General features: G+C 65.4%; 10 protein-coding genes. 3 read left to right on the top strand and 7 right to left on the bottom strand.

Annotated features, from left to right (window positions below):
* Positions 1-96: 96 nt before the first annotated feature.
* Both JSO19_RS07975 and JSO19_RS07970 read right to left on the bottom strand, forming a co-directional pair.
* The gene (locus JSO19_RS07975; RefSeq protein WP_270910896.1) at positions 97-1773 is read right to left on the bottom strand and encodes a thiamine pyrophosphate-binding protein; all 1677 of its coding nucleotides are present in this window, start codon (positions 1771-1773) and stop codon (positions 97-99) included.
* 184 nt (positions 1774-1957) lie between these two features.
* Positions 1958-2677 (bottom strand): IclR family transcriptional regulator, encoded by a 720-nt coding sequence (locus tag JSO19_RS07970; protein WP_270910895.1) that lies wholly within the window; start codon positions 2675-2677, stop codon positions 1958-1960.
* A gap of 133 nt (positions 2678-2810) precedes the next feature.
* Here JSO19_RS07970 and JSO19_RS07965 point away from each other — a divergent pair, with 133 nt between their 5' ends.
* A complete protein-coding gene (locus JSO19_RS07965; RefSeq protein WP_270910894.1) occupies positions 2811-4682 on the top strand; it encodes an FAD-binding monooxygenase in 1872 nt (623 codons plus the stop codon).
* A 313-nt stretch (positions 4683-4995) separates the two neighbouring features.
* On the opposite strand, the gene JSO19_RS07960 is transcribed toward JSO19_RS07965, so the two are convergent.
* The 4 genes from JSO19_RS07960 to JSO19_RS07945 form a co-directional block, all read right to left on the bottom strand.
* Positions 4996-5418 (bottom strand): YchJ family protein, encoded by a 423-nt coding sequence (locus JSO19_RS07960; RefSeq protein WP_270910893.1) that lies wholly within the window; start codon positions 5416-5418, stop codon positions 4996-4998.
* 2 nt (positions 5419-5420) lie between these two features.
* Positions 5421-7127: a DUF885 domain-containing protein gene (locus tag JSO19_RS07955; RefSeq protein ID WP_270910892.1), complete on the bottom strand. Its 1707-nt coding sequence runs from the start codon at positions 7125-7127 to the stop codon at positions 5421-5423.
* Between the two features lie 38 nt (positions 7128-7165).
* Positions 7166-7519 carry a nuclear transport factor 2 family protein gene (locus tag JSO19_RS07950; RefSeq protein ID WP_270910891.1) on the bottom strand — a complete coding sequence of 118 codons (354 nt, stop codon included), beginning with the start codon at positions 7517-7519 and terminating at the stop codon, positions 7166-7168.
* Between the two features lie 92 nt (positions 7520-7611).
* Entirely contained in the window at positions 7612-9021 is a 1410-nt protein-coding gene (locus tag JSO19_RS07945; protein WP_270910890.1) for an aldehyde dehydrogenase family protein, read from the bottom strand.
* Positions 9022-9284: 263 nt separating this feature from the next.
* Here JSO19_RS07945 and JSO19_RS07940 point away from each other — a divergent pair, with 263 nt between their 5' ends.
* Positions 9285-9758: a hypothetical protein gene (locus JSO19_RS07940; protein WP_270910889.1), complete on the top strand. Its 474-nt coding sequence runs from the start codon at positions 9285-9287 to the stop codon at positions 9756-9758.
* A 162-nt stretch (positions 9759-9920) separates the two neighbouring features.
* A complete protein-coding gene (locus JSO19_RS07935; protein WP_270910887.1) occupies positions 9921-11459 on the top strand; it encodes an ABC transporter substrate-binding protein in 1539 nt (512 codons plus the stop codon).
* 137 nt (positions 11460-11596) lie between these two features.
* Here JSO19_RS07935 and JSO19_RS07930 read toward each other — a convergent pair whose 3' ends face one another.
* Positions 11597-12049: a hypothetical protein gene (locus JSO19_RS07930; RefSeq protein WP_270910886.1), complete on the bottom strand. Its 453-nt coding sequence runs from the start codon at positions 12047-12049 to the stop codon at positions 11597-11599.
* Between the last annotated feature and the right edge of the window lie 126 nt (positions 12050-12175).

Genomic DNA, 12175 nt, shown 5'->3' with positions numbered 1-12175 from the left:
GTTTCTTGCGGCGAAGACAAAAGCGCCCCGCCGCAACGATCCGCCTCGGTCATATGACCACGAACCCTCGCGAGCGGGGCGCCGGGCGCTGGCGCATCACGTGGCCGAAACAGCAACCCCGTTCACACGCTGCACCTCTCGCTGGTACGGCGCAACGACGCTGCGCGACACCCGGCAGTCGAGCACGATCGCCCCGCGAGCCCCCGCCTCACGCCACCGCTCAAGCGCGTCGAGATCAGCGAGCGTCTCAACGCGCACGCCCTCGGCCCCGAAGGCCTCACCAAGCGCCGCAAAGTCAACATCGGGAATGAGCATGGGCTCCTGCCTCAGCCCCATCACGCCGTACAGGTGCACCTCGGCACCGTAGGCGGCATCGTTAAAACACACGACCACGAGGCTTTGCGCCGTGCGGATCGCGGTCTCGAAATCGGCGAGCGCCATAAGCCCGCCGCCATCACCCGTCGAGAGCACGATCGTGCGTCCGGGAGCCGCCGCGGCAACGCCCGCGACCGTCCCAAAACCAAGGCCGATCGTCTGGTACGCCGTGCCCACCATGGTCATGTGCTCGGGCTTCGCGACCGGTAAGAACATGTTGGCCCACGCGATGAAGTGGCCGCCGTCTTGCGTGATGTGCGCATCCTCCGGCAACAGGGCTGCGATGCGCGAGGCGACCGCACGCGGATCGAGCCTGCCGTCTTCACACACCCCACTCTCGGGGCCGGTCTCGCGCTCACTGAGCTCACCCGACGCGACCCCGCGGGCGACCTCAGCGCCGAACGAGGCGGGCGTCGCGTTCGCCTCGCGCAGCTCACCGTTCAGGGCCTCGAGCAGCTCGCGGGCGTCGCCGAGCAACAGGTGCTGGCTCACCCGATGGTTCGTGCGGGGAGCCTGAACCCGCTCTGCGTCGATGCGAATGAGCTGCGCCCCCTCGCCGAGCGCGTCGCCAAAGCGCATCGTGAACTGGTTGAGGCTCGCCCCGACCGCCACGACCACGTCAGCGGTCTCGAGCGTCGCCATCGCGGCCTCCTGGCCGAAGCCACCCGTCACCCCGAGATCGGCCGCGGGGTCGTGAATGCCCCTGGCGAGCGCGGTCGAGGCGGTCGCCGCGCCGGTCAGCGCAACGAGCTCTGCAAGCTGCCGCTCGGCGCCGGCGAGCACCGCTCCCCTGCCCGCGAGCACCACGGGCCGCTTCGCTGTCGCGAGCAGCCGAGCCACACTCGCGACGTCGGTCACGTCGCCGGTCGCGAGGTTCTCGCGCGCCGCAACCGGAACCGAGACGAGATCGTAGGGCATCGCGAGCACGACGGGCAGGCGCTTCTCGAGGGCGAGGGCTACGCTCTCGCGCACCTCGTCGGCGACCCGATCCGCCGAGAGAACAACGTGCTCGGCACCAACCGCACGCGACAGCATTGCCGCATCAACGTCCCACGGCCGCTTGCCCGCAACCGGTTCGTCGCCAACAACGACGAGCACGGGCACCCGGGCCTGCGCCGCCTCGGCGAGCGCGGTGAGCGTGTTCGTGAACCCCGCACCGTAGGTCGTCGTCGCGACCGCGAGCTTACCAGAGACCCTCGCGTAGGCGTCGGCAGAGGCGACCGTCGCGGCCTCGTGGCGCACCGGGGTGAAGGCGAGGCCGAGGTCGCGAAGCGCGTCAATGAGGTGGGCGTTGCCGTTGCCCATGAGGCCGAACACCTGCTCGGTATGCGCCGCGAGGCCCGCCGCGAGATCACGAATAAAGGGGGTTTGGGGTGGGGTGAGTGTCTGCTCTGACATCACAGATCCTTTCGAACGAAACGAAATTACGCTGTGTATGTCTAAACTCCGCCTGCGGAGTGGCAGTGCCCCTTTTTCGAACACCTTGCTGGGATAACGAGCTGCGGGTGAGCGCTGAGCGCGCATCCATCAGACCGGACCCTCTTATCGTAGGGCCTCGAGTCTCAAAAACGGTAGTGCGCCCCTAGTGGTAGCTCTGGGTGATGCGCGATGCCGCGAGCAGCAGCTGCCCTGCGAGCGCCTCAGATTCGCGGATCGGCGCGAAGTGCGCGAGGGCAAGCGCCGCCGGCGGCTCACCGGCGATGTGCACGGGAACCGCGATCGCCGAAACCCCGCCCATGACCTCGCTCTCGCTCACCGCATAGCCCCGGGCCGTGGCGAGCTGAGCCTGCTCGCTGAGCGTTTCGGTGCCGAGCAGTTCGAGGCGGCGTTCGCGGGTGAGCAGTGCCTCGAGCGCGTGACCCGGGGCGCCGACGAGAATCGAGTGCCTCGTGCCAGGGCGCCTCGCGACCGCGACGTCGACGTTGGTCGGCTCGGCGCTGTGAATCGTGATGACATCGGCCTCGTCGAGCACGGTCAAGAAGGCCGTCATGCCGGCTGCGTTCGCGAGGTCGGCCACGGGCTTCGCCGCGGCGGTGCTGAGTCCCGGGGCGACACCCCGCGCGAGCACCGTGAGCCTCGGGCCGAGCCGAATGAGACCCTCACCGTCGCGCAGCACCAGGCGATGCTCTTCGAGCGTGCGAAGCACCCGGTAGGCATTCGAGCGGTGCACCTCGAGGGCCTCGGCGAGTTCGTTGAGGCTCATCGGCCTGTCGTGCGCCGCGAGAATCTCAAGCGCGGTGAGGCCGCGAGAGAGCGTTTGCGAGCCAACGGGGGCATTGGCTGCGCTTCGTGTGTGTGCCATGGTGTCTATTGTCGCGCAAACGATTGACAGTTGCGCGAAACCGGGTTTAATATACGATTACGTGCGGTATTAGAAACCGTCGTTCAACTATTGAACCCTTAGGTTCCATTGCAACTCATCGAGGAGACTTGCTGTGCAGTTCCATCACCACGGATACGTGTCAACCGACCCCCGCATCGAACCAGCCGCGGGCCTCGGCCTCGACCGCTCGCCCGAACTGCCAGACACGATGGACGTGTTGATCGTCGGATCGGGCCCAGCCGGCATCATCACCGCAGCCCAACTCGCCCAGTTTCCCGACGTGAACACCCGCATCATCGAGCGCAGACCCGAACGCCTCGCGATCGGCCAGGCCGACGGCATTCAGGCGCGCAGCGTCGAAACCTTCCAAGCGTTCGGCTTCGCCCCGCAGATCATTCAAGAGGCCTACCGCATCACCGAGATGGCGTTCTGGAAGCCAGATCCAGAGCGCCCCGAAAACATCGTACGCACCGCAATCACGCCCGACGACCCAACGGGCATCTCAGAGTTTCCGCACCTCATCGTCAACCAGGCCCGCGTGATCGACTACTTCGCCGACTACGCGAAGCACTCACCGGGCCGCATCGAGGTCGACTACGGCTTCGAATTCGTCGACCTCGAGATCGACCCCGCCCACGACTACCCCGTCGCCGTTCGCCTGCGCATCACCGCAGGCCCAAGCACAGGCACCGAGCGGATCGTTCGCGCCCGATACGTCGTCGGCGCCGACGGGGCGCGATCGGGAGTTCGCCACGCGATCGGCGGCAGCCTGCAGGGCGACCAGTCGTTTCACGCGTGGGGCGTCATGGATGTGCTCGCGACGACCGACTTTCCCGACATTCGCAAGAAGTGCGCGATCCAATCGCACGACGGCGGCAACATTCTGCACATTCCGCGCGAGGGCAACCACCTCTTCCGCATGTACGTTGACCTCGGCGAGGTCGACGAGAACGATGGCGGCCAGGTGCGAAACACCCCGCTCGAAGAGATCATCGACCGCGCCAACGCGATCATGCGCCCCTACCGGCTCGACGTCAAGAACGTCGCGTGGAACAGCGTGTACGAGGTAGCCCACCGCCTCACCGACCGCTTCGACGACGCGGCCACCTCGCCCGACGGCACCCCGCGCGTCTTCCTGCTCGGCGACGCCTGCCACACCCACAGCGCCAAAGCCGGTCAGGGCATGAACGTCTCGATGCAAGACGGTTGGAATCTCGCGTGGAAGCTCGGCTACGTGCTCGAGGGTCGCAGCCCCGAGGCCCTGCTCGGCAGCTACTCTGACGAGCGCCAGGTCATCGCCAAGAACCTCATCGACTTCGACAAAGAGTGGTCGACCCTCATGGCTAAGAAGCCCGAGGAGTTCGCCTCACCCTCAGAGCTCGAAGACTTCTACGTGCAAACGGCAGAGTTTCCCGCCGGCTTCATGACCCACTACACCCCCTCGCTCGTCACCGACGCCGGGGAGCAGCAGCACCTCGCCACCGGCTTCACGATCGGCAAGCGCTTCAAGTCGGTCGAGACCGTGCGCGTCTGCGACGCGGTCACCATGCACCTCGGACACCACCACCGCGCCGACGGCCGCTACCGCATCTACGCTTTCGCCGACGCCGACGCGAGCGCCATGAACGACTGGGCAGAGTGGCTGCACTCAGACCCGGCCTCTCCCGTGCGCCGCTTCACCCCCGAAGGCACCGACCTCGACTCGGTCTTCGACGTCAAGGCCGTCTACCAGCAAGATGCCCACGCGATCGACCACTCGCGCGTGCACCCCATCTTCTTTCCCGAGAGCGGCCCCTTCAAGGTGCGCGACTACGAGAAGGTCTACGCCACCGCGCCCCACATCGACATCTTCGCCGAACGCGGCATCAGCCGCTCGGGCGCCGTCGTGCTCGTGCGCCCCGACCACTACGTCGCGGGAGTCTTCTCGTTCGCCGACCGCGAGGCGCTCGCCCGGCACCTGGCGGGGGTCTTCCGCGAGCGGTAGGGGTGCGGGCGGTGCGGCGGCGCTCGGCTCGCGGCGCGGCTCGACGCTCGGGCACCTAGCTCGCGGCCGAGCCGCCGGTGCTTGCGCCAAACGGATCTACTTGACGAAAAGCAGGGTGTTTGCGCGTCTACACCCTGCTTTTCGTCAAGTAGATCGAGAAAAGGCAAACAAGGCGACCGAGTCTGCGCAGAAATCAGCAGAATGCCGCAAAATACGCCGAAACGGACACGAAAACCGCAGAAACCACGCGCTCACGGCGGCAGCGACGCAAATCCCGAACCGGAGCCCGAGCCGCACGCGCCGGAGCCGCGCGTCACGCCTCGAGCGGTTGCCCGTCGAGGTAGACCCAGCGGCGCGCGGTGAGGCCACCGGCAGCCGCCGCCGGCAGGCGCACGAAGCGGCTGCGCTCGCGCTGCGCGATGCGGCCCTCGGGGCCCCGAGCGATCGCGGTGAAGGTCACGTAGCCCTCGGTGTCGAAGGGGCCGCCAGCCTCGGTCTGCTCGACCGCGAGACGCACCCAGCGGTAGCCCTCCTCGAGGCGCACGTCATCGGCGCCGAAGTCGGCGGGCACCGTGTCCGGGTGCCACGAATGGCGCAGGTAGTCGACGAGGCCGAGCGTGAAGGCGCTATAGCGCGAGCGCATCAGGCGCTCGGCGGTGGGAGCGGGCGATCCGCCGTGAATGGGTTCGCAGCACGAGCTGTAGGGTGATCCGCTGCCGCAGGGGCACCGGGTCACCGCTAGAGCTCCCCGCGAAGTGCCTGCTGCAAGGTGTCGAGGCGCACGCCGCCGAGGGCGAGCGCGTCGCGGTGGAAGTCGCGCACGTCGAAGTCGCGGCCCGAACGTTCGGCACGAGTGCGGGCCTCGTCACGCAGCTCTTCCCAGATGCGCTGGCCGACCTTGTATGACGGGGCCTGGCCGCCCCAGCCGAGGTAGCGCAGCACTTCGAAGCGCACGAAACCGTCGTTCATGTTGACGTTGTCGCGCATGAACGAGAAGGCGTAATCGCCATCCCACACTCCGCCGCCCTCGGGGCGCTGCTTGCCGAGGTGCACGCCGATGTCGAGCACGACGCGGGCCGCACGCATGCGCTGGCCGTCGAGCATGCCGAAGCGGTCGGCGGGATCGTCAAGGTAGCCGAGCTCTTCCATGAGGCGCTCGGCGTAGAGCGCCCAGCCCTCGGCGTGGCCTGAGGTGCCCGCGAGCTGGCGGCGCCACTCGTTCAGGGTGCCGCGGTTGACGACGGCCTGACCGATCTGCAGGTGGTGTCCGGGAACGCCCTCGTGGTACACGGTCGTGAGTTCGCGCCAGGTATCAAACTCGGTGACGCCCTGCGGAACCGACCACCACATACGGCCCGGCCGCGAGAAATCGTCGCTCGGGCCGGTGTAGTAGATGCCGCCCTCTTGCGTGGGCGCGATCATGCACTCGAGGGTGCGAATCTCTTCGGGAATGTCGAACTGGGTCTCGCCGAGCTCGCGCACGGCGCGGTCGCTCGTCTCTTGCATCCACGCCTTGAGGGCATCGGTGCCGTGCAGCTTGCGCTGAGCGTCCTGTTCGAGGTGCGCGATGGCCTCCTGCACGATGCCGGGGTGCACGCTCGTTCCGAGAATCTCGGCGGCGATCCGCTCCTGCTCGTCGCGCATGCGGGCGAGTTCTTCGATGCCCCACTCGTAGGTCTCGTCGAGATCGACGCGGGCGCCCAGGAAGCTCTCTGAGGCACGCTCGTAGCGTTCCCGCCCGAAGGCGTCTTCGCTCGGCGCTTTCGGCGCGATCTCGGTCTCGAGAAACTCGGCGAACTGCATGTAGGCGGCCGATGCGGCGCAGGCGGCCTCGCCGAGCTCGACCTGCAGGTCGTCAGCGAGCCCCTTTGGCTGCTTCGTCACGAACTGCGCGAAGAAGCCCTCGCCCGCCTCGAGCCCTGTTCCCGCGGTGCGGTGGGCCTGGGCGGCAACCTCGGTCACCTGGCGGATCGCAGCGACCTGCTCCTGCCGCACGCCCTCGCGCAGCGTCTCCTGGTAGCCGGCGAGCGCCTCGGGAATCGACCGGAGACGCTCACGAACCGCTTCCCACTGCTCTGGGGTTTCGGTGGCCATGAGGTCGAAGATGTCGCGAATGCCCTGCGACGGCGACTCAATCACGTTGAGGTCGCGCAGGTGTTCGCCCGCCTCGCCCTCGGCGATTGAGAGTTCAAGCTCAGCGCTGAGGTCGGCCTTCGTGACGCGATCGACCGCGTCTACCGGCTGCTCAGCTCTGAGCGCCGAGAGGGTTTCGCGCTGTGCGTCAAGAAACGCTGCGGCACCCTCGGGTGAATAGTCAGGCAGAAAGGCATCGGCCTCCCAGCGACCGATGTAGGTGCCGGTCGTCGGGTCGTGCTCGACGAGGGTTTCAACCCACTGCTCTGCAATCGCGTCAATAGCTGTCTGCGCTCGTGCGGTTTCACTCATGTGGGAATCCTATCGCCTCACAGCCTCACTGCCGAGGATTACACGGTTTGAAATACTTTGCTCGTAATACGCCATGCTCCCTCGCGGTACACGAGACCGAAGAAATTTCGAAAGTCAGCACCGATGAACTGCTTCTCGTCGAGCACCGCGTGTGCGATGTTTCCCTGAATCACGATGCTGTGGATCACGGCTTCGAACTCGGGCCCAGCGGGTTCGGCGCCCGCCACGACGTTCTCGGCAAACTCTGCCCCGGTCATGGTGACGTAGTCGGGGCCCAGATAGCCCCACATCACGGCGTTCTCGTCGAAGGACTCGGCCACCATCGCGGCATTTGCGGTGCGGCAGCCGTCGACATACTGTTGCACGGCCTGGCGTACAGACTGATCGGTCATTGTTTCTCCATTCACTGCTCTCGATTGGTTGGGGCGTGTAAGGCCCCGAACGTCGGGCGCCTCATTGCTCGGCGCCCGACGGGTGTGCGTGATTAACCGCTCACGACCTGGGCGACCGCGACGGCCTTCAGCCCCTCAGCGCCGAACTCTTTGCCGTAACCGGACTGCTTGGCGCCGCCAAAGGGAATCATCGGGTGCAGGCCGCCGTGACCGTTGATCCACACGGTACCCGATTCCATGCGCGCGGCCACGTCGAGGGCCTTTTCGCGGTCAGACGACCACACCGACGCGCCAAGGCCCACCTCGAGCTCATTGGCGAGCACGAGTGCCTCGTCGAGGTCGCTAAACCGAACCACCGGCAGCGCGGGGCCAAACTGTTCTTCGACGACGAGCGGGTTGTGGGGGTCGATGTTGCTGACGATGGTCGTCGGGTAGAAGAACCCGGGCGCCTCACGCTCGGGGTTGCCACCGCACTCGATGGTTGCCCCCGAATCGATCGCGGACTGCACGAGGCGATCAACAATGTCGTACTGCATCTTGTTTTGCAGCGGGCCGAGCTCGTTCTGCTCCTCGAGCCCAACACCCATGGGAACGGTGCGGGCAAACGCCACGAGTTCGGCGACGACCTCGTCATACACCGAGTCATGCACGTAGAGGCGCTTGAGCGCGGCGCAGGTTTGCCCCGTGTTAATGAATGCACCCCAGAAGAGGTCTGGCGCGATGGCCTTCGCATCGACGTCGGGCAACACGATGCCGGCGTCGTTGCCGCCGAGTTCAAGCGTGAGGCGTGTGACGTGCTCTGCGCTTGCTTCGATGATCTTCTTGCCGGTCGCGGTCGACCCAGTGAACATGATCTTGCCGACCTTGGGGCTGCTCGTGAGGCGGGCACCGAGGTCTCCGCCACCAGAAACGCTCTGCAGCACACCCTCCGGCAGCACCGTATTGAGAATGCGAACGAGCGCGAGGCCCGAGAGCGGGGTGTACTCAGACGGCTTCTGCACGACGGTATTGCCCATGCGCAGCGACGGAGCAATCTGCCAGATCGCGATCATGAGCGGCCAGTTCCACGGAGTGATCGCCGCAACAACACCGATCGGGCGGTAGTGCATCGTGGCCCTACCGCTCTCGTCATTGATGATCTCGTGATTCGGGTGCGGGGTGTCGGCTGCAGCGCGAAGCCACACGGCGCACGCCCCCACCTCGAAGCGGGCGTTCGGCCCGTTGAGCGGCTTGCCCTGCTCCCGGGAGAGCAGCTCGACGAGGGCGTCGGCGTGAGCTTCAACCGCGTCGGCTGCGCGATGGAGCAGCGCTGCGCGATCCGCATCACTTATGGCAGCCCACGACGCGGCCGCAGCGGCGGCAGTCTCGATCGCACGGTCGACAGCTTCTACGCTGTGCACCGGTGCATGACCGATCACGGCGCCCGTTGCCGGGTCGCGCACTTCTTGCGTCTGACCCTCGTGAGCGGTCACCGCGGCGAGCAACCCATCGTACGTCTGCATAGTCTGAACTCCTTTGTTACGTTACGTATGTCACCAGCGTAAGGAGCCATAACACCCCGCAGTTGACTACGCAGGTACGAATGTTGCTCTGGGGAGAACGGAGTCGCGAGGGGCCGCCGAGCACTAAAAGTCCCACATCGCCCCGCGCGAGTGCATCGACCCGCGCAACGGGCTGATTCTAGGCTTCACATGAGGTCGCCCAGCTGGCCGCGATCGCCACGCTCGGGCGCCTCGGCACATCCCTTCACCCCAACGAAAGGTCAATGATGACGACTGTAAGCCCCTACGAACACCTCTTCGTGCGAGACCTCAAAGACTGCCGCTTTGACATGGTCAACGAGGCCGAGGCCGCGGGCCGCGAACTGCCCAAAAACCTCAGCCGCCCCTGGGCCCTTATGCGGGCGAGCGACGTGCCCGAAGCAAAGGCCTACATCACGATGAGCTGGGTGCACCCAACGAGCGAAGAGACGTTCTGGGTGCACGAACACGAGCACGAGTATGACGAGGTGCTCGTGTTCACCGGCTCGAACCCCGAAGACCCCAAAGACCTCGGCGCCGAGGTGTACCTCGGCATCGAGGGTGAACGCCACCTCATCACCACCTCGGGCTCGGTGTACATTCCCGCAGGCACCAAGCACTGCCCGCTCGGCTTCAACCGGGTCGACCGCCCTTTCCGCTTTCTCGCCATCGCGCTGAGCGGCGACGGGCACTACATGCCGGCGGCTGAACGCGAGTAAGGCGAGGCCCCGGGCTTTGACGTTCACTGCAATGCAGTTGCCCACGACGGCAAGAAGCGTCGTGATTCGTTGCCGTCTCTTTACCCTCAGTCGCACCATGGGTACAGACCTTGCCGCCCACGGAGGCGGCATCGTTTCCATAACCCTCATAGGAGAGAAGTGATGAAAGCTTCACACATGCGCAAAGGTATGACGCTGCTCGTGGCAGCCATGCTTACCGTTTCGCTTGCTTCTTGTGCGTCGTCTGAAAAGGGCAACGCCGGCGGCAACGGCAAGGGCGACAGCTCGGGGCTCACCCTCGGTATGGTTGGCAGCACCACCGACAAGATCGATCCCTACTCACAGACCGGCTCGGGCTCGCAGCAGGCCGTCTTCACGAACGTGTACGAAGGCCTCACCGCGCGCAACAAAGATGGCGAGGTCGAGTACGTGCTCGCCGAGAAGATCGAGCCAAACGCGACGAATGACGAGTGGATCATCACGCTGCGTGACAACGTGAAACTCCACAACGGCGAACAGTTCACGTCAGAAGACGCGGTCGAGAGCCTCAAGCAGATGATCGACCCCGAGTATGCCTGGGCGTTCAACACCCAGCTCAGCTTCCTTCAGGCCGACGGGCTCGAGATCATCGACGATCTCACGTTCAAGATGGTGCTCGACGAGCCGTTCGGCCCCCTGCCCGACGTACTCGCGATGGACCGACTCGTCATGCGCAGCATCAAGGGCGATGCGACCGTCGACAAGCCTGCTGGCACCGGCCCCTACAAGATCGACACCTTCACCGCCGGCCAAGAGGCAAAGCTCGTGAAGAACGAAGACTACTGGGGCGAGCCTGCGACGCTCGACAGCGTCACGATCTCGTTCCTCTCTGACCAGACCGCGGTGACGAACGCCGTGCGTGGCGGCCAGATCGATGTGGCCCACGGCATTCCCTTCGCCGAGGTTCCGGCGCTCGAGGGAACGCCCGGCCTCGACATGCTCGTGAGCGATACCGCGGCCTACCCTGTGGTGCCGATGCGTATGGACATGGCTCCGTTTGACGACGAGCGCGTGCGCGAGGCAATGCGACTCGCGATTGACCGCCAGCGCATCGTTGACAACGCCTACGGCGGCTACGCCTCGGTTGCCAACGACTACATCGGCCAGAACACCGCCTGCCCGGCACCCGACGTGCCGCAGCGCGAGCAGGACCTTGGTAAGGCGAAGAAGCTTGTCGAAGAGGCCGGCGCAACGGGTGCCAGCGTCGAACTCGTAACCGACGCCGCGTTCCCCGGCATGGCCGAGATGGCGCAGCTCATTGCCCAGGACGCCGAGAAGATCGGCATCACCGTGCAGGTCAAGAAGCTCGACGTTGGCACCTTCCTCGACCGCTGGCTCGAGTGGCCGTTCTTCATCGGCCACACTTCAAGCCCGTACATCATCACCGCGAAGGGCCACTTCTTGCCCGGCGGTTCTGAGAACGGCTCGCACATGGACGATGCCGAGTACAACGAGATCGCTGAGAAGCTCTACGCAACCTCAGATCCCGAAGAGCAGTGCACGTACATCACGCAGATGCAAACCATCGAGCACGAGCGCGGCGGCTACCTCATTCCGATCTATGGCCAGTCGATCACCGTTCATTCAGAGCGTGTGAAGGGGCTCACGGCAGACCTCTACGGTCGCGCCGCGTACCAGTTCGCGGGGGTTACCGTCGAGTAGTCTGCGGGGCCTCAGCCCTCGCGTGACCACACGATTGCCGTGAACCAGAACGGGCCCGGGAGAAATCCCGGGCCCGTTCTGTGTCTTCACTCGCCGTGTGCGGGTGTGCGGGTGTGCGGCGGTGCGCCGCCACAGCGCTAGTCTTTCGCGCGGTACTCGGGTGCGAGCAGCAGTGCGCTAAACCGGAACGGGCGGTCAATGCGGTTCCAACCAAGCGGGCAGTGCTTGGTGCCGGCGGGAATGTACACGGCGCCCGAGCGAGTGATCGTGTGGCGTTCGCCCTCGATCTCAAGGTATACCTCGGCACCAAGATCGTGCGGATCATCGGGGTTCGATCCCGTGAAAATGAGAATCTCATCGGTCTCGTGCTGATGCTGGTTGACCCAGAGCTGCGGATCGGTCGTCTCGTGAATCCAGATGTGCGTCATGCTCACCTTGCTGCCTGGAACAAGGTCTTGGTTCATGAGCCAGAGGCCCTCGCCGAGGTTGTCGTAGCGGTACTCGAGCGGTTCGCCGGTCTCGCTGTCTTTTCTCATCGAGGGCATGCAGTCTGGCATGTCTTTGACGAAGAGGTGTTCATATTGCGACATTGCAGTTTCCTTTCCAGGGGGCGATACCGTTCGTCGGCAGCCACCCCTTCGACCGTATGACGCGTGGGCCCAGCCCGTCAGGCTTTCCGGGCTTCTGTTCAGTCGCGTGCAATGAGCCTGCACGCG

The organism is Leucobacter sp. UCMA 4100, assembly GCF_027853335.1.
Classification (GTDB): domain Bacteria; phylum Actinomycetota; class Actinomycetes; order Actinomycetales; family Microbacteriaceae; genus Leucobacter_A.
The sequence above is the reverse complement of the archived record's forward strand: the minus strand, read 5'-3'. Positions and strand labels throughout refer to the sequence as shown.